At 55.7% G+C, this 23,078-nt stretch carries 16 protein-coding genes; 10 read left to right on the top strand and 6 right to left on the bottom strand.

What is annotated here, in order from left to right:
- Positions 1-319 precede the first annotated feature (319 nt).
- The 6 genes from VFO10_RS26145 (at position 320) to VFO10_RS26120 (ending at position 7,494) form a co-directional block, all read left to right on the top strand.
- Positions 320-1,531 (top strand): branched-chain amino acid ABC transporter substrate-binding protein, encoded by a 1,212-nt coding sequence (locus VFO10_RS26145; RefSeq protein WP_325144957.1) that lies wholly within the window; start codon positions 320-322, stop codon positions 1,529-1,531.
- A 117-nt stretch (positions 1,532-1,648) separates the two neighbouring features.
- Entirely contained in the window at positions 1,649-2,566 is a 918-nt protein-coding gene (locus tag VFO10_RS26140) for an ABC transporter permease subunit (protein ID WP_325144956.1), read from the top strand.
- 2 nt (positions 2,567-2,568) lie between these two features.
- Entirely contained in the window at positions 2,569-3,807 is a 1,239-nt protein-coding gene (livM, locus tag VFO10_RS26135) for a high-affinity branched-chain amino acid ABC transporter permease LivM (protein WP_325144955.1), read from the top strand.
- A gap of 1 nt (position 3,808) precedes the next feature.
- On the top strand, positions 3,809-4,672 hold the full coding sequence (locus VFO10_RS26130; protein WP_325144954.1) for an ABC transporter ATP-binding protein: 864 nt from the start codon (positions 3,809-3,811) through the stop codon (positions 4,670-4,672).
- A complete protein-coding gene (locus VFO10_RS26125; protein ID WP_325144953.1) occupies positions 4,669-5,388 on the top strand; it encodes an ABC transporter ATP-binding protein in 720 nt (239 codons plus the stop codon). Before VFO10_RS26130 ends, VFO10_RS26125 begins: the two co-directional genes overlap by 4 nt.
- 468 nt (positions 5,389-5,856) lie before the next feature.
- A complete protein-coding gene (locus VFO10_RS26120; RefSeq protein ID WP_325144952.1) occupies positions 5,857-7,494 on the top strand; it encodes a hypothetical protein in 1,638 nt (545 codons plus the stop codon).
- Between the two features lie 34 nt (positions 7,495-7,528).
- Here the strand turns inward: VFO10_RS26120 and VFO10_RS26115 are convergent, their stop codons facing one another.
- The gene (locus tag VFO10_RS26115; RefSeq protein WP_325144951.1) at positions 7,529-8,857 is read right to left on the bottom strand and encodes a hypothetical protein; all 1,329 of its coding nucleotides are present in this window, start codon (positions 8,855-8,857) and stop codon (positions 7,529-7,531) included.
- Between the two features lie 11 nt (positions 8,858-8,868).
- Positions 8,869-10,827 (bottom strand): 7TM diverse intracellular signaling domain-containing protein, encoded by a 1,959-nt coding sequence (locus VFO10_RS26110; RefSeq protein ID WP_325144950.1) that lies wholly within the window; start codon positions 10,825-10,827, stop codon positions 8,869-8,871.
- Positions 10,828-10,957: 130 nt separating this feature from the next.
- On the opposite strand from VFO10_RS26110, the gene VFO10_RS26105 reads away from it, so the two are divergent.
- The 4 genes from VFO10_RS26105 (at position 10,958) to VFO10_RS26090 (ending at position 16,905) form a co-directional block, all read left to right on the top strand.
- Positions 10,958-12,877, top strand: a complete 1,920-nt coding sequence (locus tag VFO10_RS26105) for a 7TM-DISM domain-containing protein (RefSeq protein ID WP_325144949.1) — start codon at positions 10,958-10,960, stop codon at positions 12,875-12,877.
- 200 nt (positions 12,878-13,077) lie between these two features.
- A complete protein-coding gene (locus VFO10_RS26100; RefSeq protein WP_325144948.1) occupies positions 13,078-13,911 on the top strand; it encodes a DUF4360 domain-containing protein in 834 nt (277 codons plus the stop codon).
- Between the two features lie 166 nt (positions 13,912-14,077).
- On the top strand, positions 14,078-16,399 hold the full coding sequence (gene mrcB, locus VFO10_RS26095) for a penicillin-binding protein 1B (protein ID WP_325144947.1): 2,322 nt from the start codon (positions 14,078-14,080) through the stop codon (positions 16,397-16,399).
- 14 nt (positions 16,400-16,413) lie between these two features.
- Entirely contained in the window at positions 16,414-16,905 is a 492-nt protein-coding gene (locus tag VFO10_RS26090) for a tetratricopeptide repeat protein (protein ID WP_325144946.1), read from the top strand.
- A gap of 19 nt (positions 16,906-16,924) precedes the next feature.
- Here the strand turns inward: VFO10_RS26090 and VFO10_RS26085 are convergent, their stop codons facing one another.
- From VFO10_RS26085 to VFO10_RS26070, 4 genes are all read right to left on the bottom strand, one after another.
- Positions 16,925-17,533, bottom strand: a complete 609-nt coding sequence (locus VFO10_RS26085; protein WP_325144945.1) for a hypothetical protein — start codon at positions 17,531-17,533, stop codon at positions 16,925-16,927.
- 253 nt (positions 17,534-17,786) lie between these two features.
- Positions 17,787-20,480, bottom strand: coding sequence for a hsp70 family protein (locus VFO10_RS26080; protein WP_325144944.1), 2,694 nt, complete (start codon positions 20,478-20,480; stop codon positions 17,787-17,789).
- A complete protein-coding gene (locus tag VFO10_RS26075) occupies positions 20,473-22,290 on the bottom strand; it encodes an Hsp70 family protein (protein ID WP_325144943.1) in 1,818 nt (605 codons plus the stop codon). Before VFO10_RS26075 ends, VFO10_RS26080 begins: the two co-directional genes overlap by 8 nt.
- Positions 22,287-22,979: a DUF2760 domain-containing protein gene (locus VFO10_RS26070; protein ID WP_325144942.1), complete on the bottom strand. Its 693-nt coding sequence runs from the start codon at positions 22,977-22,979 to the stop codon at positions 22,287-22,289. Before VFO10_RS26070 ends, VFO10_RS26075 begins: the two co-directional genes overlap by 4 nt.
- Between the last annotated feature and the right edge of the window lie 99 nt (positions 22,980-23,078).

Raw genomic sequence — 23,078 nt, 5'->3', positions numbered from 1 at the left:
TGCCGTCATCTCAAATTGAAAAAATCGCAGGTCGCGTGGGCCAACGGCCCGGTCTGCCGTCATCTCATGGTGAGAAAATCGCTCACCGTCTGGGCCCGCGGCCCGGTCTCCCGTCATCTCATGGTGAAAAAATCGCCGGACCGGCCCTGGGCCAAAGAGGCTTTTTTAATTTTTATGGAAAAATGAATTCTTTTTTGAGAATTTGGGTACCTCAATTCCGCTCCAGTCTGAGCACCAAGGTGCAGATAAGGATCTCGGGCCGCTCCGTGAGCCGCCCGAAGGGAAAGCGGAGTTGGTTTACGACAGAGGGAGTCCTTTTATGTTTTCAGTCAAGAATCGCTTTACTCTCGGGATGACACTCGTGGCAGCCTTGGGCCTCCAGAGTCACGTGCTGCGGGCCGCTGGCAACGAAATCGTGATCGGCGTCGCCGGTCCACACACCGGAGCCAACGCTCCGTTCGGACTTCAGCTTTGGAAAGGCGCTGAGGCCGCTATTAAGGACATCAACGATGCCGGTGGCATCAACGGAAAAAAACTGCGCGCGGTGAAGGCGGACGACGCCTGTATACCAGCCCAGGCCAAATCCGTGGCCAACAAACTCGTCAACACCGAAGGCGTGACCGCCGTGGTCGGACACTTCTGCTCCTCCTCGACGATCCCCGCCGCCAGCGTCTATCGGGAAAACAATGTGCTGATGATCACGCCAGCTTCGACCAATCCCCGCGTGACCGAAGACGCCGCCTATAAGGAAAAAGACTGTTCGGGCGTCACCGATGCGGGCAAGAAGGCCAACTGCGAACTGCAGAATTACAGCGTCATCATGCGGATGTGCGGTCGTGATGATCAGCAGGGCGTGGAAGCCGCTGAGTTCGTCACCAAAGTTCTGAAAGCCAAGAAAGTGGCTGTCATCCACGACAAGGACACCTATGGTCAGGGCCTTGCCGATGCCATGAAAGCTCACCTGAAATCCCTGGGCCAGGAACCTGTGATCTATGAAGGCCTGACCCGCGGTGAAAAAGACTTCAACGCCCTCGTGACCAAAATCAAAGCCGCGCAGGCTGATGCCGTCTACTTCGGTGGTCTGCATGCCGAAGCCGGTCCGCTGCTCCGCCAGATGCGCGAGCAAGGTCTGAAAGCCGCCTTCATTTCGGGTGATGGAATTGTGTCCGAGGAATTCGTGTCATCGGCCGGCGGCGAGAAATTCGTCAGCGGCGCGTACATGACCTTCGGCGCCGATCCCCGTAAACTTCCCGATGGCAAAAAGGTTGTCGATTCCTTCCGCAAAACCGGCTACGAGCCCGAAGGCTACACTCTCTATTCCTATGCCTCAGTCCAGGCCATCGCTGCTGCCATCAAAGGCACGGGCGAAACCCGCGACGGTCGCAAACTTTCCAAATGGCTCTTCGATAACGGCGCCACCACCGTGATGGGACCCCAGAACTGGACCAAAAAGGGTGACCTGCAAAAATCCGGCTACGTAATGTACGTTTGGGACACCAAAGGCAAGTACGCAGAAGTCGGCAAGATGTGATAAGAAGCGAGCACCCCAATCCCTGGGGTGCCTTCTGGTGGGGCCCAAGCCCATGGGGTTAAGACCCCGCGTGGGAATGCGGGCCCTTTGTTTTTCATTAACCTATTGGTGCACAAGATGGATCTTTACGTACTGGGTCAACAGCTCGTCAATGGCCTCGTCCTGGGTGCGACTTACGGCCTGATCGCAGTGGGCTATACGATGGTCTATGGAATCATCGGTATGATAAATTTTGCCCATGGTGATATCTACATGATCTCCGCTTATCTCGCAGCCATTGGTCTTGCTGTGTTGGCCTGGTTCGGGATCTCATCGCCTTTTGTTCTGATCGCCCTCAGCCTCGTCTTCGCCATCATCGTCACCAGCACCTATGGTGTGGTGATCGAACGCCTTGCCTATCGGCCTTTGCGCAAGGCCAATCGCCTCGCGCCGCTGATCTCGGCGATCGGTGTGTCCCTTATTCTGCAAAACTACGTGCAGCTGAGTCAGGGGGCCAAAAACCAGGGCGTGCCCACGCTGATCGATGGCGCGGTGCGCTTCGGCAGCACGGATCATTTCTTTCAGATCACCTATACCCAGATCATGATCATACTCGTGGCGCTCTTCAGCATGGGCGTGCTGAACGCCGTCGTCCGCTTCACGGCCCTGGGTCGAGCGATGCGCGCCACGCAGCAGGATCGGGAGATGGCCGAGATCCTCGGCATCAATACCGATAAAATCATCGGCTCCGTTTTTGCGATCGGTGCGGCCATGGCCGCGGTCGCCGGGGTTTTGATTACTTTGAATTACGGCAGCTTCGATTTCTTCGTCGGCTTCGTGACGGGAATCAAAGCGTTCACGGCCGCAGTGCTCGGAGGCATCGGATCCTTGCCTGGCGCCATGCTCGGCGGCATACTCCTCGGCCTCGCCGAATCCCTGTTCTCGGGCTTCGTGAATTCCGATTATAAGGACGTTTTTGCCTTCGGCCTTTTGGTGGCGATACTGATCTTTCGTCCCAGCGGACTCCTGGGCAAACCCGTTGTGGAGAAAGTCTAAACATGCAGAAGAAAAACCCTCTCCGCATCCTCGCGGGCCTTGCGATTGCGGGCCTCGCGGCTTTGGTCATGACCGGACCTATTTCCGGCATCGTGCTCGATGGCTACGATTTCCAAACCAATTTCAAAGTACCGCTGATCCTGGCAGGCTTTGCCGTGCTCGCGCGTTTGCTCTTCTTCATCTTTCCCGCCGAACGCCTGCGCCCCGCTCATAACGAACTGCCGCCCAGACCGGCCCGTTTCCAAGCCTGGCAGATGGCGCTTGGATTTTTGCTGGTCTTCATGATCTGCGCATCCATTCCCTTTTGGGGATCGAAGTACTGGATCTCGGTTTTGATCATGGCGCTGATCTATGTACTCTTGGGTCTTGGCCTCAATATCGTGGTCGGGCTTGCGGGCCTCCTTGACCTTGGCTTTGTCGGCTTCTATGCGGTCGGGGCTTATGGCTACGCCCTTGGTTTCAAATACCTCGACCTGGGTTTCTGGGGCGCTCTGCCGACAGCGGCGCTCACCGCCGGACTCTTCGGTGCGGTGCTCGGCTTCCCCGTTCTTCGCATGCATGGGGATTACCTTGCGATCGTGACCCTTGGTTTTGGGGAAATCATTCGACTCATTTTGAATAACTGGCTGGATTTCACCGGCGGCCCCAACGGGCTGGATGCTCCACCACCGACCTTTTTCGGCTGGGAATTCAAGGAATTTGCCACCCAAGGAGGGGTGCCTTTTCATGAGGCTTTCGGGTTTGAATACTCGAAGGGGCTTTTGGATGGATTCATTTATCTGACGCTGCTCGTCGCTGTGGCCTTGACGCTTTATGGAGTGCATCGCCTCCGCCGCATGCCCATCGGTCGTGCCTGGGAGGCCCTGCGCGAGGATGAAATCGCCTGCCGTTCGCTTGGTTTGAATCATGTGAACATTAAACTTTCCGCCTTTATGATGGGCGCCTCCATCGGTGGCGTCGCCGGCGTTTTCTTCGCGGCCTATCAGGGCTTTGTTTCCCCTGTTTCCTTCAGCTTCTTTGAATCGGCGCTGGTGCTGGCCATCGTTGTCCTTGGCGGCATGGGATCGCTGACCGGCGTTGTGCTTTCGGCCTTGTTTTTGACCATCATGCCCGAGCTTCTGCGTGAGTTCTCGGACTATAGGATACTGGTCTTTGGCATAGCCATGGTGCTGATCATGATCGTCAAGCCGCGCGGCCTTGTGCAGCTGCGACGTCCCTACTTTGCCGTGAAGGAGTCGTAAGATGAAACCACTGCTTCGCGTCGAGGATTTAAGCGTGCGATTCGGGGGCATCATGGCCCTCAATAAAGTCAACTTTGAAGTGGCTGAAGGTTCCATCACTGGATTGATCGGCCCCAACGGTGCGGGGAAAACCACGGTTTTCAACTGCCTCACGGGTTTTTACCGCTCGCAGGCGGGAGCCATACTGTTGAACGGCCCCCATGGGGACGTGAATCTGAGCACTCTTCTGGGGGCGAAATTCCGCTTCGATGATCTTGCGCAACCCGCTCAGTTTTTCCAGAAACTCTATTACGGATTTTTTGGTGGCACTCACCTCGTCACGCGGGCCGGCATCGCCCGCACCTTTCAGAATATCCGGCTCTTCAGCGAAATGAGTGTTCTGGAAAACCTCCTGGTCGCCCAGCATCTTCTGGTGAATCGGAATATTATCTCGGGGCTTTTTCAGCTGCCCTCTTTCCGCCACGCGGAGGAGGCCGCGGTGGATCGCGCCTATCGCTGGCTCAAAACGGTAAAGCTCGAATACTACGCGAATCACCTGGCGGGAAGTCTATCCTACGGTAACCAACGCCGCCTGGAAATCGCGCGGGCCATGTGCACAAATCCACGTCTCATCTGTCTTGATGAACCGGCCGCTGGCCTGAATCCCAAGGAAACCCGCGAGCTGGCCGACCTGATCCGCCTGCTGCGTGAAGAGCACAAGGCGACCGTTCTGGTGATCGAGCACGATATGTCTCTTGTCATGAGCATCTCCGATCACATCGTGGTTTTGAATTACGGTCAGGTGATTGCGGCGGATAAGCCCAAAGCCATCCAGGAACACCCGAAAGTTCTGGCCGCCTATCTGGGCACGGAGGCGCAAGCATGAATCAGCCTTTGCTTTCCATCGAAAATCTTAAAGTCGCCTATGGTCCGACGGAAGTCCTGCACGGCGTGACCCTGGATGTCAAACCCGGGGAAATCGTGACTCTGATCGGCAGCAATGGGGCGGGCAAGACCACGCTTTTGAAAAGCCTCTTTGGTGCCCCGCGCGCGCGTGAAGGCCGCATCGTTTTTCGCGGTGAAGACATCACAGCCGTTCCCACTCATCGCGTGGCACGGCGTGGTCTTTCGCTCGTCCCTGAAGGCCGGCACATCTTCCCGGCCATGTCCGTTGTGGAAAACCTCAAGATGGGACTCACCTCGCGGCCGAATCCCACAGGAGTCGAAGAGGATCTCCAGACCATCTTCAAACTGTTCCCGCGACTTGAAGAACGCAGCACCCAGCGCGCCGGAACATTATCGGGCGGTGAACAGCAGATGCTCGCCATCGGCCGCTCTTTGATGGCCAAACCCGAACTCCTGCTGCTCGATGAGCCCAGTCTCGGCCTTGCTCCCTTGGTGGTCAAAGCCATCTTTGAAACTCTGAAGCAGGTCGCCTCGCAGGGCATGACCATCTTCCTTGTCGAGCAAAATGCCAACCAGGCTTTGCGCCTCGCCGACCGCGCCTATGTCCTGACCAACGGCCGCATTACGCTGACCGGACAGGGTCTTGAACTTTTGGCGAATAAGGATGTGCAGAAGGCTTATCTTGGGGGACATTGAGTGGACCTAAATCTGTAGCACATTCCAGAGGGGTCATAGACTGTAGGTCCATGGCCCTGATTTTTTCTCACCGCATTTTTCCGATATCAAATCCCATGCGTGGAAGCCCGCGCGATTTTTCATGAAGCCTCTCCAGGTTGCCTGCAGACGGGTGTAACCGTCATCCATCACGGGAATCGCACCTATCGACCTGCTTTCAAGGACTGCGTATAAGAAAACCAATCAGTCATCAAAGGAGGAACCGTAATGAATCGTCGGATTTATGCCATTACTCTACTTTGCGCTGCCTCTTATATGAATCCAGCCTGGGCGGAAACCGTTGACTTGAAACGCGAAGCAGAGATCAAACGCCCCCTGTGAGACATCGAAACGATACTGCTGGCCTTCGATCAAACCTGCGAGAAGGGTTGTCTTTATCCTGAGGCGAAGCTGAAGGATTCCAGAATTCTGGAGCGTTCCGATGCGGATATGGTGGTCTGGACTCATTATACGGAGTTTGTTCCCGTTCAAACCTATAAGCTCGTTCATATCGAGCGTGATAGGCCGGGCCAGGTGATCATTACCATGAATTATCCCGACGATTCCAAAGTCGAAGACTTGACCAAAACGCATGGTCTGCCGCATAAGACCAGCCTTGATAGCGAAACGCAAACCTGGATCCTTGAAGAAAGGGCGGGACAGGATGGTTTGGTGCAAACTCATGCCGAGATCAAAGCCAGTTTCAGTGGAAAAATCCTGTCCGGGGCGGTCTCAAAGATTTTAAGCAAGGCTTTCCACGAGCGCATCGATTCACGCTTTAAACTCCTCGAGACCGCAGTTTTGCCAAGAACCGCCGAAGCCATTACATACGATGGACAGGTCAAACCTATAATCGACGGTTATTGCGTGGGTTGCCATCAGTCGGGGGGGATCGCTCCGTTTGCGTTGAATAGCTATGAGCAGGTGAAACGCTACGGAACGGCTATTATCGATGCCGTGGCCTCAGGAAGGATGCCGCCTTCCGCGCCGCATCAGATTGCAGAGCACCCCCTGAAGTACGACTTTTCCATAAGCCCTGACAAACTGGAGACGTTACGGGCTTGGGTGAAGGCAGGAAGTCCAATGGGGGATGCGGCGATAGCGGGAACCCCGCTTCCTATTCAACGTCCCAGCATCACTCGAGTCGACAAGACCATGGGTATGGCGACGCCCTATACGGTCAAAGCCGGGAGTAAGGATGAATATCGCTGCTTTATTATGGGTGAACCCACGAGCGATGAGTTCTACGTGACGGGTTATCGCGTAAGATCCAGCAACAAGGCGCTTGTGCACCATGTGGCTCTCTTCGCTTTCGACCCGGAATATTCAGACATTGTCAGCGAAATGGACGCGAAAGACAGCGATATAGGCTACCCCTGTTTTGGAGCGCCCAGCACCGAAGATAATCAAAATCTTCCCTCACGACTTCTGGGTGTCAGTACGTTTCCCTCAGCGAATTTCACCTTCCCACAGGGCACAGGTATTTTCATCAAGCCGGGGACCCGGATCGTTCTGCAGATGCATTACAGCGTCCACGGGTCTGAAGAAGCCGTCAGCCGTGAGGACCAGACGCAAATTGATCTGCAAATCGAGAAGAAGGTGGACAAACCCCTTCTGACACCATTTTTCTCGAAAATAGAATGGATTACCGACGGAGAGATGAAAATCCCGGCAGGGCAGAAAAAGGTGATCCATAGTTTCAGTCAGGATCCGCTGGAAAATACCCCTTTTATTTGGAGCAAGGGGGAGATGTCTTTCGAGAAAGGCATCCATCTTTATGGTGTCTACCCTCATCAGCATCTTTTGGGAAAGGGACTGCGCTTTTGGAAAGAGGATGCGAAAGGGAAAAAGGAAATGCTTTTTGATAACTGGGGCAATTACAGATTTCATTTCCAATGGAGCTTCGAGTACGAAAAACCGATTGTCATCGCTCCGGGAGAAAAGCTTGGGCTTGAGTGCCTCTGGGATAACTCGGCCGGGAATCAGCCCACTCTCCATGGCGCCCCCAAAAAGCCCCAGGATGTAGCGTGGGGAGAAGGCACCAATGAGGAAATGTGCGTGATGATTCTGACCGTTTCGGAAAGCTAAGCGCAGGCGAGGCGAAAGCTTTGGGGGAGGCCTATCAGGCTGATTTTCTGCCCTGTGACTGCGCTTCGTCCTGAAGGACCTGAAGAGAGTAAAACTTCTGCATGCTCTCTCTGTCCCCCTCGTCGGTTTCATGGTCCTGAATATCGAGCGGTTTGAAGTCAAGCCGCTCCTGGGACCGCAGACTATTATACACCCGGTCTTCAATGACGACTGCCGAGCCTTTCAGAACCCCGCTCTTCCGCGCCTGCTTGCTCAACTCGTTGATATGGTCCGCTTTGATGAGCGGTTCACCGTGCAGGTGATATTCGATCGGAAAACCCCTGGTAAAGAAGCCTTCCAATTCGCCGGCCGCGATCACCACCGCGCAGTGGATGGGCCTATGGTAATCCATCTGCAGGATGCGCTCTTGAAAAATTTGGATGAAGATCTTCGCCATTTCCAGGGAGACCCGCGAGGGCCGTTCATGGCCCGGGCAATGGAAAGGAAAACCAACCGAGCAGACGAAGCGGTTGTTCAGCTCGATGACGCGAAAGCCGCTGCAGGTCTGGCTGTTGCCATCATAGGATTTGCGCAGCTCCACACTGAAGAGGCGGAAGATCTCGCGGATGTATTCCTGAGCCATCTCATGTTTGATATCCGCGCTGTCCACCACCTCGAACATCACGCAGCAGCCGTATCCCTGCTGGATAGGCAAGGTGTCTTCCACGCCAGAGCCGGATGCGATCTGGGTAATCTGGTGGGGGAACAGGATCTTTTCCAACTGCTCATAGCCGTGCCGTCTTTGGGCGATCACGCTTTTCAAGTGGAAGTTGCGCCGGCGGTTGAATTCATTCACGAAGGCGGAGCTGGTTCCATAGAGAGCGAAGAAGATAACGAAAATGTATTCGTCCGTCCCTATTTTGATGTTCATGGCCAGCAGCATGGCCCCGGCCAATATCAGATGAGTCATGGCAAACGTCAGTGTTGCCCAGAACCCGAAGCTGCCCTTTATGAAGAGGAGGCCGAAAGAAAAGAGGAAGAGAACCACATAGCCGTTATAATCGCTGTTGATCTGAAGGCTGACATAGAGCCCCCAGATGCCATGAAGGTTGGTGAGAAAGACGGTCACGTTATTCGGGTTGATACCCCATCTTTTGTTCAATTCGAAAGAATTGAGAACGATGCTGATGATGATCAGGGCGGACGGCACGATGATGAAGTGGGAAACATTGAACTGGGGCGGCTGATTGAAGATCAGTCCGAAGAAATAGATGATGCCGATGGCTGAACTCCAGCCCACCACGCCGAAGAGCGAAAGGATGAGGCCGGACTTATTGCGCTTGTCCAGCTCTTTGAATCTTTTTTTAATCTCTCGCCACAGCACTCTGAATTCCTTTAACTCGCTTTTGAATTGGTCTGCAAAGACGCAGGAATCTGCATGAAAACAAGGGTCCTGGCTTCTGGATGATCCCGCACCTGAAGACCCAGATCGGCCAGCGTATGAACCTGAAACTCCTTGCGCAGGTCCGAGGGCAGGGAGTAATAAACGTCCTCCTGCAGGATCAGCATGTTTGCCGATTCAAGCTCCAACTTGAGCATGATTTCCTTGCGTAAGGACTCATAGCGCGTGGCAAGGATGATGCCGCGTCCCCACATATCGTACTTCACCGAACCGGACTGGGAGAAATAGGATCGGACCTGGCCCATGGCCACACCAATGCAGCAGTGGAGCGGGGTGGGGGCGTCGAGCTGCTCATTGACCTGGACAAAGCGTGATATGATCTGCCGCGCAAGGTCCACGGCGCATTCCGCTTTCGATTGTCCCAGCTGCTTCAATGGAAAGCCGACCGAGCACAGAAAACCGTCCCCCATCTCTTTGATCATATAGCCTGCACTGGTCAAAGACTGTCCATCATAACCGCGCATCATGAGGTCGCGGCAGTCGGACAGGAATTCCTCCATGAGCTCATTGAAACCCTCGCTCTTCACCTTGGAGCTATTGATCACATCAAAGGAGAGGACGCAGGCGATATCCGTTCCGGTCGGCATCGTCGTCTCGATGGATTGCCCCTTTTGCACCATGATCAGCTGATGGGGATAAAGCAGCTTTTCCATCTGCTGATAGGAATGCTGCTTTTCCAAAGCGAGTTCCAGGGCTTTTTTCTGCGCTTCATAACGGGTCTTGCGTTCGCCGTTGATCTTGCTGGCCAAGGCGATGGAAAGCATGATGACTTCGATCATGGAGCCGATTTGAGCGCCGTATTCTGTCAGCATATTGCTCGGCAGGAGCCCCAGAGTGAGCGAAGAGCCCATGAGGACGCCGAGGAAGAAAGCGGCGAAGGCCAGCACATAAATACTGGCTGGTTTATAGCCCTGCCGCCAGCGAATGATGCCGCTCGCAAAGCAGACGACCGAGAAATACATGGGAAGTATATTGGCCAACGCTATGGTTTTGGAGTAGGGAAGTATGAAATTCAAGAGGATCAGTAGGCAACCGCCAGCCAGCGCAAGATCAAGGGCTCTGTGGCAGATCCGTATGTGCGTTCGGCTCTCCAGGAAGGATTGCGTGAAAAGACTGACGCCGATCGTCGTCGTCCCCACCAGCGTCGGAATCATGTTTGACGCCAGCCCGGGCCAGCTCGGAAAGATGAACTGCAGAAGATGCCCGTTCAGGCTCATTTGAAAGAGGGTATGGCTCAGGATATAGAAGACGTAGTAGATGTAGGTCTGCTCGCGAATGGACGCGTAGAGAAGGATATTATAAAGGATCATGGCGGCCATGGTCCCGTAGAAAAGAAAGAAGGCGCCCGTTTCAAACTGATTCTTTTCCAAAAGCCGGGCCGTCGTATAAAGCCGCATACCAATCCGCATGGAACTGCTGCTGCGAATATTAACGTAGATGTCCTGATCCCGTATGTCGTCCAGATTGAGTTCGAAAACGAAGCGCGTGACCCTGATGGGGCGGTGCGAAAAAGGAAAATTGTCACCGACCAAAGATGTTGTGTAATGTCCTTCCCTATCTGGAATATGGATCTCAAGCCGGTCATGGAGCGGGTAGGAAATTTCCAGGAATATGCGTTCCAGCTCGGTGTTTTGCCGTTCCATGCGGAATCTCAGCCAATACGATGTCGCGGTATAGCCAAGGTTCATCGACGGAGCAGGTGCGATCTGCCAGGCCTTGTCCTCGCGGGGAAGCGTTTCAAAATTAATCTGACCCTGGGGATCGGCGAGGACTGCGAACGGTGCCAGCGCAGCCTCTTCAAAATCATCCGGGATGACGACGCTTTCAATCGCCTTGGCGTTTCCGTAAAAAGCGAAGAGGAGCGCGAACATCGTGATGAGTTGTGACACCATAAGCCCGCCAGGGGTTTAAAGCCGCATAAAGTCCCAATGGCTCATCGGCTGTTTCCCTTGGGAATTTAGGGGTCTGAATGCTCAACGAAACCCATGGTCCTGCCGATAGCAGGGGCCAGGAGATCGAAACATGCGGAGCCTTTGGGGCATTGCTTTTCACCTTATGCTCGTCATCCTCACCTGGCCGTCGCCGGGAAAAGCCGGGGATCAGGGGGACGCTGCGCCTTTTCTCGAACTCACGCACGATGCCATCGACGGGCAATACCTGGGACGCATCATGTTCTGGTATCGAGGCGAGGAATCCATTGACCGGGTGTCCGCCGCCGACTTTCAAGAGCGTTTCATCCGCGGCACGAGCGACGTCATCAACAATGGCTATACTTCGGATAATTTCTGGTATCGCCTTCAGATCCATAATCCCAATCCGGGGCCTGAACGAATTCATCTTCATGACCCCCACAACGTCTATGATGAATTCGAGGTTTACCAGGGCTCTCAGTTGATCGGAAGCCTCCATAATCGCGATCCCCTGCACCGCAGAATCGTGTCGATCGACCTTCCGCCCGAGGCCACGAGCACGATCTACATTCGTAAAAAGACCAATGCCGTTGTTCAGCAGACCACCTTCACCTTCTGGCGGGACTACGAGGCTCTCAGGCGCTCCATCCATACGAGCGAGCTGCGCTTTCAGACCGTGGTGACGAGCCTCATGATGTCGGTATTCCTGACTCTGGCCTTGCTCTTCGCCTACCGCAAAAAAATGTATGTTTTTTATTTGGGTTACCTTTTGTCCTTTGTGATGTTCGCGACCTGGGTCTGGTCGGTCTATGCCATGCCCGTATACTCGCGCTATGGGGGCGTGGTCTCGCTCTTCTGCGTGGCCTTCACTGCGCTCTTTGTGAATGAGTTCCTTGAGATCAAAAAGCACTCGCGACTCATGCATAGACTTTTCCTGATCTATGCCGGGCTCTCGTTTGCGGCCATGGCCCTCGAACCCATCAATCCGATTGCGCGTGCCTTTACCGGGTCTGTGCTCTCGATCATCATCCAGGCCAGCACAGTCTGCTTCGGGACGCTTTTGTTCATTCGCTACCGGCATCCGCATGTCTTGATCTTCAACACCGCTTTTGGTTCGTTCTTCTTCTCTGGATTCATTCAACTCCTGATCTGGATGGGGATCATCGACTCGGCGGAAAACCTGATCATGTTTTATGGGGTGGCCGCGGAAAACATCCTGATGGTGCTCGCCATCGGCCATAGGATACTGGTCACCGAAGCGACCCGCAAACACAACGATAATCTTCTGGTCCACAGCTTCGAACAGCTCTCGAAGGTTTTCTATCCGCATCAGATCCTGCAGATGCGCACGGGCAAAACCGTCGAGGAAACCATGCCGGTCGGTGAAAAGAACGCCTGCATCCTTTACTTCCAGATTGTCGGCGGCTCGTCGCTCATGAGCGAAAACTATGAAGCCTGCGTTGAAAATTTCATGGATCGCTGCCGCCAGCTGATGATGGAGCGCTATGATCCCGTCGCGTTTTGCTCGGATGCCTATATCATCCGGGAAATGGGCGATACCTTCCTTTGCTCGGTGGGCTATCCCTTCCGGCAAATCGGGCCCTTGAAGTCCGATGCGGCGGTGGAACTCGCGGAAAAACTGATTCGGGAATTCGAAGCGATGCGGGAGGCGCTCGATGCGCCGCAGAAAATCCACTGCTCGATCGGCATCGTCCGGGGAACGGTGAAGTCCTTCTTTTCCCGCTCCGGCCGCATCCGCGATGATCTGTGGGGGCGCGCCATCGTCCAGGCGTCGGCCTATGGCGCCGCGAGCCGGCAGCTTTTCCAACAGCTCGGCACCGAGCCGGATAACATCGTGATCCTGCATGATGCGGTCTTTGAATCTTTGTCACGCTCCATGCGCAAAGGCTTTGCCATCCTGGAGTTGCCGTTGGCCTCCGCGATCCTCGGATCGGACCTCGATGGTAAAACGCTCGGTTACCGAATCTACCGATCGGACGCGGAAACCCTTCCGCTGCGCAAGGCTGGTTGAATCCAGGCTCCTTATCGAATTGGCTGACCAGTCTCGTCAGAACTTTGCTGCTCGCACCCCATCTTGGCAAATCTTAGTACCCTCAAGGCTTTCGCAGAACGCGGGGGTCAAGCAATTTCAGGGACATGAGAAATCCTGGATTCTGGCAGGATCCGTGCAATGAGCCCTGACCAGAACAGAAATTTCACGTGAGGGCTCCCATGCAACACAAACTGAAGACTTTTGGACTTGGGCTTATCCTGGCCGGAATGATGACGCCGGCTTTCGCCCAGGACGACGCGCCCAGCACCTTTCGCATCAATAATATCCGTAGCAATGGCACAGGCTGTCCGCTCGGAACTGTGGCTGTGAATATCTCGCCTGATCAGCAGGCCTTTACTCTGACCTTCAGCGAATTCTTCGCCGAAGTGAGTCCTGTCCTCGGCGTCCAGACCCAACGCAAAGACTGCCGTGTGGTCTTCGACACCGAGCAGGAACCGGGTTGGGAATACACGATCTTTGCTGTGACCTATCGCGGTTTCGCCGCTTTGGATGCAGGCGTTCGCGGGGCTCAGGATCTGAGCTTCGGAACGATCGGCAAGAAATCGCGCACCACCATGAATCTTGTTGGTCCCTATGACGACAACTACATCAACTCCCAGGAAGTGCCCATCAGCACCTTGAAGTGGAGCGGCTGCAATAACGGCAACAAGCAAAAAGATTTCACTATAGACGCGGCGCTGACGCTGCAAGCGCCGGACACGAACACTCAAGGCCTTTTCACTGTCGATACCGTTGATGGCGAAGTTCGCCAGGAGTACGAAGTGATCTGGCGCGAATGTAAAAACGGCCCGAAAAAAGCCTTCGCAATCTGTCGCCTCACAGTGCCAGGGAAGGACGGACCGTTCCAGCTGATCAGCAAGCATCCGGCCAAAAAGCCTGACCAGGCGCTGGCGAAGGCGAAGTCCAAGCTATCCCAGAAGTGCGGAGAAGCTCAGGGGCGTGCGCCGAACTGTGATGTCAGTAAAGCGCAGTGCAGTATTGTCAACCTGTGACGTGACCTTCAAGTGCCCGAATTTATGTATGAATTCGGGCCTTCGTGAAACCCCTGTCCTTCCTACCCCTTTTCTTGTGGCGGATTCAAATCTGAAAGACTAAATTGCGGATCTCAACCGGGAGAAAGACCGCCAAGCTCCCTTGATCACTCGGATTTTACAAGCTATGCGACTGTCGGTTTCACGCGACAAACTACGTTTCCTGCTCCGCTTATGGCCCGTGCCTGTGGTCGTTCTTTCTGCATTCTGTGCGATCATGCTTTACCAGATGGATGGTATCGTCCGGGAAAAATTCGAAGGCAAGCGCTGGCGTTTGCCCTCGGTGGTTTACGCACGTCCGCTCGAACTCTTCAACGGCGCGCCGCTGCGCGATGAAGATCTTGAGATGGAGCTTCAGGAGCTTGGCTATTTCAAAGTCAAGGATCCTCTGCAGCCCGGCGAGTACGGGCGAAACGGTGACAAGTTCGATATTCAGCGCCGTGGCTTTCCTTTTTGGGAAGGAGCCGAAGGCACGACCCGCATTCAATTCCGCATCGTAAAATCCCGCGTCGCTGACCTTATGCAGAACGGTGAAGCGAGCGAACTCAGTCGCCTCGATCCGATGAAGATCGGCGGCATCTACGCGACGCAGAAGGAGGATCGAAAACTCGTTCAGCTGAAGCAGGTGCCGAAGTATGTGATCGACGCCTTGATCGCGATCGAGGATCGGGATTTCTACGATCACTTCGGGGTGTCGGTCAAAGGCATAAGCCGGGCGATGTGGACCAACCTGAAAGCCAAGCGTTGGGTGCAGGGCGGCAGTACCTTGACCCAGCAGCTCGTGAAGAACTTCTATTTGACGCCCGAGCGTTCCATCAAAAGAAAATTCACGGAGATGGTCTACTCGGTCCTCCTTGAGCTGCATTACAGCAAAGAGGAAATCCTCGAAACCTATATCAACGAAATCTATCTGGGCCATAGCGGCGACAACGCGGTGCACGGCTTCGGCCTGGCCAGTGAATTCTACTTCGGCCGCCCTTTGGAAGCCCTGAGCCTCGATCAGGCCGCGGTGCTGGCGGCGATCGCCAATGGTCCCTCGTTTTATAATCCCGCACGCTATCCCGATCGCGTGAAAAAGCGCCGGAATAAAGTGCTCGCGCTTCTGCTCGAAGATAAGAAAATCACCAAGGCCGACTATGAGCAGGCGCGCAAGCAGCCTATCAAAGTGCGCCCCTCGCTCCGCTGGACGCCGAATCGTTTCCCGTCGTTCCTGGACCTCGTGCGGCGCCACCTGGATCGCGATTATCAGAACAAGGATTTGGCGGAAGAGGGCCTGCGCATCTTCTCGACGCTCGATCCGATCGCCCAGGTTCAAACCGAAAAAGCGATTTCCGATTTCATGCGCCGTCAGGGAAAATCCGCAGGCAAACTGCAGGTCGCCTCGGTGGTGGTTTCCGATAGCGGGGAGGTGCAGGCCGTGGTCGGTGACAAGGTCGCCGGTTTCCAGGGTTTCAATCGCGCCCTGGATGCCAAGCGTTCCATCGGTTCCCTGGCGAAGCCCGTGGTTCTGCTCGCTGGCCTCAGCGATCCGAACAAATACACGCTGGCGACTCACATTTCCGATGGTCCGGTCAGCATTCCCTTAAGCTCCGGTCAGGTGTGGGAACCGCAAAACATCGACTACGGTGATCACGGCTACGTCAGCCTCCTTACCATGCTCACGCAGTCCTATAACCGCGCTACGGTTCGTCTGGGCAAGGAACTGGGCATGAAGAGAGTTAAGGATACGTTCCGGAAACTGACCGGCTCCAGTGAGATCCCGGATAATCCTTCGATCATGCTCGGGGCTTTGAGCATGAGTCCCTATGAAGTCGCCGGCATGTATTATCCCTTCTTCTCGGGTGGCTATCGCACGGATCTGAAAGCCGTGCGCGGCGTTCAGGATCATGATGGAAAACGCATCAAGGCCTATCCCAGCAAGTCGATCAAAATCTACGAACCTTCGGTGATCCACCTGATGCAGTATGCGATGCGGGCGGTGATTTTCGAAGGCACGGGTCGCTCCGCATTCAGCTTCATGCCCGGTGATTTAACAGCCGCTGGCAAAACCGGCACTTCGAACGATCAGCGCGACAGTTGGTTCGCTGGATTCACCGGCGACAAGCTGGTGGTTTCCTGGGTCGGCAACGATGCCAACGACCCGACCAAACTCACAGGCAGCAGCGGTGGTTTGCATGTGTGGGCCCAGATCATGGCCAAGGTCAGCCACAAATCATTGGCGCTGAATGCCCCTCCCGGCATTTCGTATCAATGGGTGGATAACGCCACGGGCCTTCTGAGTTCCTCCGACTGCCAGGGCGTTCGTTATCTGCCCTTCGTCGGTGATTCCGCTCCCAAACAATCTGTCCCTTGTCCTGTTCTGCCTGAGCCTGTCAGCCCGGATCAACCCCCGGCGACAACAACTCAGGAGCCGGCAATGCTGGACTGGCTCTTTAAACTCATGCAATAGAAAAACCAGACGTCATGACTGCTAAATTTTTAAACTCCGCCCTGGGCGCTGCGCTTCTGCTGATTCTAGCCGGACTCGCAAACACCTGTGTACATGCTCCCGAGCCCATTCCCGTGCCGACTGAAGAAGTACCTGAAGAAACCGTGACAGCGCCCAACGTGGAGCTGATCAAGGAGCCTTTGGCTCCGGCTGTGCACTCGCTTTTGCGCAAAAGCCAGGCGGCCCTGGAGCAGAAGAATCTTGAGGACGCGGAAGCCCATGCCGAGCGCGCCTATCGCATGGAAGGTCGCGACTATCGCGTGCTCTTCATGCGGGCCCGCGTGAGCCTCGCCAGCGGCAACACGGAAGATGCGGAGCAGTGGGCGCAAAGGGCCTTGGGTTCATTGCCCATGAAATATAAAGAACACCGCCGCCAGACCTGGGAATTCATTGCCAGGGCTCGCGCCTTGCACGGCGATGACGCCGGTCGCGACGCGGCCCTTCAGGAAGCCCGCAGCATTCGCTAAGGGCCATCCCATCCGACCCTTAGAACTGATAACCAAGATTGAAGAGCAGGGAGTTCGTGCCGCCGGCGAAGGACTGGGCATAGAGCTCGGTTTTTTTCGTGGACGTTTCCGTGCTCACGCCTCCGGCTGTTGTGGTCGTTGTGGTTTTCGATGTGAGTCCGCTGTTGAAGAACTGCACCTCGACATCCATGATGATGGATTTCGTGAAGTCAAAGCGGAAACCCGCAGAGCCCGCATAAAAAAGTCCGTTGGTTTCGATCTCCGTACCAACATTGGGTGAATCCTTCTCGTTCGAAAAATAGCCGAGCCAGGCGAGGTAGCTATGAATGCCCTTATCGAAGGACTTCAGAAAGTAGTACTGCCCGCCGCCCAGAAGCAGGCCGGTCGAGCCATCGGGGGCGTTGTCGCCGCTGTATGATGTCGATGTAATACGCGCCTGCACATACCACATGCTGCGTTCGACGATGTCGAATCCGAAGCGGCTGCCGATGGAAATTTCACGTTTCGTGGGCTGACCATCACCATCCTGTCCTCGATAAAATCCGCTCATCAGACTCACTTCTTTGGCGAATCCAGGGCTGGCAAAAACGAGCAAAAACAGCACCGACATGTGCTTTACACAGCGCATAAAGAAAATCCTTTATCTGATTCGGAAAACCGTCTATTTATATTCCAAGGTCAGCAAAATGAAAACCAACAAGTCCTCAATGGACCGGCAGGCTGGAAATAATTTGTTTCCGGTTTGAGTTGTCTGGAGAGGCTGTGTTTTCAGGCTTTGCGGCTGTTCAAGCAGATCTGATTTTGGGCGAGAATGTTTCCGTCCCTTAGTGTGTTTCGAACCAGGGCTCTCCGAGCTTCTGGTTCTTTTTTTTGAGCGGAATTCAGCGAATGACAAGGCCGAGCGGCAGGCTTTCGCCAAACATCTCCTGCAGAAAACCCTGATCGCGACCCTGGGGCGACGCCACCGCTTCCATCTCCGCGGGATCAGCCCCGGCTTCCTGAAGACGCTCGATGAAATGCGCCCGCCAGTGTTCATCCAAATCCATGAGGACATCCCCACGGCGACGGCCAGCCCAGCTATAGAACAGACTGAGCTTTTGCCAGGCACGACTGCGAAGGGAAAGCGGCCTGAGCTGCTCGGCCCATTCCTCGATCAAGGCGATCGGCAGGACAGCTTCAGGGCCCGCATAAAGCGGATAGCGACTGCTGACGCGAGCCAAGGCCCAGATCCGGGCATCGAGCTGGTCCTTATTACCCGAGGCGATTTGCTGCAAAAGAGTCCGACCCAATTGAATACGGCGTGATGCATCAGCACGTTCCAGACTCGCGGCCAGACGAATCATTTCGGGACCGGCCTCACCGATTTTACGAATCGAAGGGAGGATGCGATCCATGATGCGATTCTGTTGCGTGCGATTCAAACCGCCGGCTACCCGGCGCCACAGGAGGTACCATTGCTCCTCCAATTTTTTCTCGGCTGCGCCTTTGCTGTAACCTTGATCAAAGATGCGCCACAGGCTTTGCATGCGTTCGCTGTCGCGGCTGGCACCGAAGCCGGGACGGAGACAGAAACCCGCGAGGTAAAGCCATACAGCCTCGCCATCCGTATCCTTCTGCCGCCGGAACATGGCGTCAGCCAGGTAAGGCCAGATGGCTCTGAGGGTCGGCATATTCCATTCGCTTCTGGGCCCCAAAATTTCCTCCAGGAGCTTCGGAAGGGAGGAAATCCCGGCCGGGACGCCCTGCTTGGAAAAGTGAGCCTTGAGAACCTTTTCCGCCTCTGCAAAACGCGGTGGTAGTTTGACATCCTGGGCAGGCGTGGAATCCCCCGTGCCCTCACCATGGCCTTCGACTGCAAAATCCAGCAGCCAGGTGCGATCACTGCCATCCTCAGCCCGACAATGCAGCTGAAGGAGGCCGGTTTCCCGGACGATGGCCTGAAGGCTGATGGGTATTTCCGCAGCGCCCTTATCCAAGAGCGTGGAAACCAGAGGCAGGGCCCGAAGTCGCGCATCCAAGGGCGCATCGCCGCCTATGGTGTCACCGATGCCATCCGCTGTTGCATAAAGGCGAAAGGCCACTTCCGAACCGAGGCGCAGTTTCAAGCCGGGCATCTGCAGGACCGCGGGAGTTTCCCGAGGCCAGCCGCGCGGAATCAAACAGATCAGCTGCTCCAGGCCTTCCTTGTTTTGCAGAGCGACATAAAGCGACTGCGGATAGGGACTATGAACAACCGCAGCCGCACGGGCTTTGAGACCGGCATAACGCGCCGCGCCGCGGGCAATCGCCAGATCCGGATCGCTCTGCTGCAGATGTTCGATCGGATGATGCGGCTGCCAGCTCTGCAGAACCATCAGGATATGTTTTTGCAGCGGAAGGGGCAGAAGGGTTCCTCCTGCAAAGAGCACGGCATCAATCGCCTGCTCACCCAAAAACGCCGCCAGATGCCGGGTAATCGCCGTGTCTTCCGCAAAGGGGAGACCCCAGCTGCGCAGACCTGTGGCCGCGGTCTTCTCCGGTCTGGCTTCACGCGGAACGGGCGGAAAGAAACCTTCCATAATACTGTTCAAGAGTTCCTGGCGCGTGATCGAAGTCGAGGCATAGCCGCCTAAAAGAAGCTGCGGCTTCAAAGGTACGCTCACGAAAAATTCTTCATCAGCCGGACCGGTGACGCTCAGCACATCCTCTTTCAGTTTACGCACCTGGGACAGAAGAAGCGCCCAGCTGCTGCGCGGCAATTCATCCGGCCCCATTTTCTGCGCCAGAAGATGCGCAAGGTGCAGGTCGATGTTATCGCCGCCCAAAAGAATATGCTCGCTGACCTTGATCCGCTCCATGCGCGGTTCGGTGCTTGAACTTTCCACACGCAGCAGTGAAAAATCACTGGTGCCGCCGCCGACATCGCAGATCAGGATCACGCCCGTCCGGGTCTTCTGCGCAGCCTTTTGCCAGTAATCATAGAACGCCGCCAGAGGTTCTTCCAAAAGCTGCACGCCTTCCGGAAAACCAGCCTGACGCGCAGCTTCCAGCGTGAGCCTCTGCGCCAGCTCATCAAAGGAAGCCGGAACCGTGATCACGATCTTCTGTTCGATGAAGGGCTCGCTTTGCGCTAAATCCCAGGATTCTTTCAGATGCTCCAGATAAGCGCTCTGCACAGCCACGGGACTGATTTTTTCATCCGCGCCCACGGCCGCAGACGCCCAGGGTAAAAAAGCGCTTTGCCGGGTACTGCCGGCCCCGACGCTCAGCCAGGACTTGGCGGAATGAATGACCCGACCTTGATCCTTTAAAACCTCGGCCTTGGCTTCCCGCCCGACCACCCATTTCACCTGGGCCTCCGGCGCATGCCAGGGAAGGCGACGGCTGCCGTTTTTTTGCAAGGGCTTGGGCCGGATCCAGGTGAACGAGGGGAGTTTCACGTCACGAAAGAGACGGCCTTCACCGTCCCATTGAGGAATATCCAAAAGCTCCACCGGCTGCTCATCTCCGGCATCGCGTCGCGCGAAGGCCAAAGATGAATTGGTGGTTCCAAGGTCGATGCCGATCACGTAAGAGCCTTGGTCCTTATCAAGCATGCCCGGGCTCTCCCTCCTCGCGGAGATGAAATTCAAGATTCCATTGACGTTCGGAAAGGCTGTGCTGCATCGCAAGGTGCAGACTGCCGACATCAGTCAGGTCCGCACGCAGATGCACGGGAAGAAGGCCAGGCTCTTCATCGCTTTGAATCTGGCAGTGAAGTTCCGTGACCTCTTCCAGATCGCGTTCGGCATCAGGCACGATCGTGCCCAGGCGATCGCCGCTGCGGGCTGCTGAACTGAAAAGACGGAAGCTGATATCATCACCCGTCCACAGTCCGAATTCCTGTTCGGGCAAGGCCAGATGCGAACCTTCCTCGGTGCCCTGAGGCAGGATGCAAAGGCCACGCAAAGGCCGCATCAGCCCGGGAACGGCAGGCTCATTGCTTTCGAGTCCGATGTAATAGGACCGTGCTGCAGCGGCACGCACACGAACGCCCGCGCCCTGCACCTGAAGCCTTGCAAAATAAGCCGCGCCCAGGGCCACGGCATGATCATATCCAGGACTCTGCAGTTCTTTCACAGGCTGTCCCGCCCAGTTCTGAACCACGCTGAACACGCGTTCGCGCAGAGCCACGCTATGAAAGACACCGCCGTTGAACAGCATCGCCGTCGGCGCCACCATCGTGCGATCGGGATGAAAGGCGCTGCCTAGACGTTCCTGAAGCTCAGGCGATTGCCGAATGGTATTCTGCGCCTGACGCAGAAACTGCAGAAGGTGCCGTGTGATGCCCGGATCATTTTCATAAGGCAGACCCATGCGGGCCAGACCCGTGCTGCGGCTGCGGGTGATTTCCTCGTCCGCATTCACGAGCGGGAAGAAACCTTCCACCAAAAGCTCCTGCACGGTATTTTGATAAAGTTCATGCCGCAGCGTCTGGGCGAAGAGATTGCTGCCGCGGCTCGCAATCGCGAGCGGCCAATGGCTGGGCGCGTCCAAGGACAAAAGCGATTCCTTCGCGACCCGCACCTGCTGCTGCAAGGCCTGGAATTGCCAGGTGTCGAGAGTCGTCCCCATCTGCGCCTGCACATGATGCGCGAGCGCAAGGTCCATGTTATCCCCGCCCAAAAGCAGATGACGACCGACCGCGATGCGATCGAGGCGCAAAAGCCCCTGATCCTGGGAGACGGCGATCAAACTGAAATCACTGGTGCCGCCGCCGATATCACAGATGAGCACCAGATCCCCTGGTTTCAAAACATCCTGCCAGTGTTTTTCATGCGCGCCGAGCCAGGCATAAAAAGCGGCCAGAGGTTCTTCCAAAAGCGTCACCGACGCAAGGCCAGCCTGCTTTGCCGCTTCTTCGGTCAGCTGTCGGGCGACCAAATCAAAGGATGCTGGTACGGTTAAAACAGTCAGCTCCGGCTGCACATCATCGTGCCTCACATCCCAGGCCGCCTGCATGTGCTTCAGATAAGCCGCCGAAGCCTGAACGGCTGTCCAGGATTTTTCTTCCGGTGCGCCCTGCGGCAGACGCGCAAGTTTCTGACCGCCATAGCAAAGCCAGGACTTGGCTGAAAGTATGGCTTTTTCCGGGCTTAAAAGCGCCAGATCCCGTGCCCAGCGTCCGACCAAAGGCGCATGTCCGCTGACATCCCAGGGCAGCGCAAGGTCGGCCGGACTCATATCCCGATGATCGGCAAGATAAGCCACGGAAGGCAAAAGCTCGTGCTCAACGATGCGTCCCGGTCCATCGAGCTGGGCCATGGGAACGAGGCGGCGCGCAGTTCCGCTTGCGTCAGCTTCCGCCATCGCACTGTTCGAAGTTCCCAGATCAATGCCGCGAACGAGTTTATTCGTGTCACTCATTGCAGGACCTCGCGCGCTTCAATTTCAACCGGAGCCAGGACCGATGGCAAAGGATCACCGGGACGCCGCAGCGTGCGCGGCAGATTCATTTTTTTCACTTCCCAGCCGCGGTGCAGGACGATGCCCTGCGCTTTCTGATCACCGGCCGCCTGCTGCAGAATACGATAACGCGAGCTATCGAAATTATCGGGCAGCTCCAGATTCTGCCCTTCGCTGGCATCGGCGATGGGTTTGATGTCGAAGGAATCCTGAAGGACCGTGCGCAGGCCCTGATGCACGACGCGGGCGGCGGCTCCGACCTGGGGATCGGGCAAACGCGCGATATCGGTGAGCGCGAAATCCAGCAGGCGACTCTTTTCCTGAAGAACGCGCAGGAACATCAGCACGGCTGCATCCTCGCTATCCGCGGCTTTGGTGTCGGCTTCCAATTCTTTCAGGCGGGCCTGAAGGCTTTGCGCCTGGTGTTTGCTGGCATTCAAGCGATCGTTGAGTTCGTCGATCAATTTGATGGCTGGCTTCTCTTCCTTGACCACAGCGGGTTTTTGGCCTTGGAAGCGCAGATGCAGGGTGATGAAGATCAGAGTCGCGACACTGGCAATCAGGCCCGTGTCGAGGCTTTTATTGTAAAGCATGATGCTTGTCGTAATGGCGGAAAGAAGGGCGAAGAACCCGAGTATCTGTTTTTGCATGGTCTCCCTCAGCGTTTGGATACACAGACGCTCTGTTTTAAACAACTCCACCCATTGCCACAAGCCTGGAGAATCACCCTGAAGGGCTCAAGTTACGGT

It is taken from the genome of Oligoflexus sp. (assembly GCF_035712445.1).
Classification (GTDB): Bacteria; Bdellovibrionota_B; Oligoflexia; order Oligoflexales; family Oligoflexaceae; genus Oligoflexus.
The sequence above is the reverse complement of the archived record's forward strand: the minus strand, read 5'-3'. Positions and strand labels throughout refer to the sequence as shown.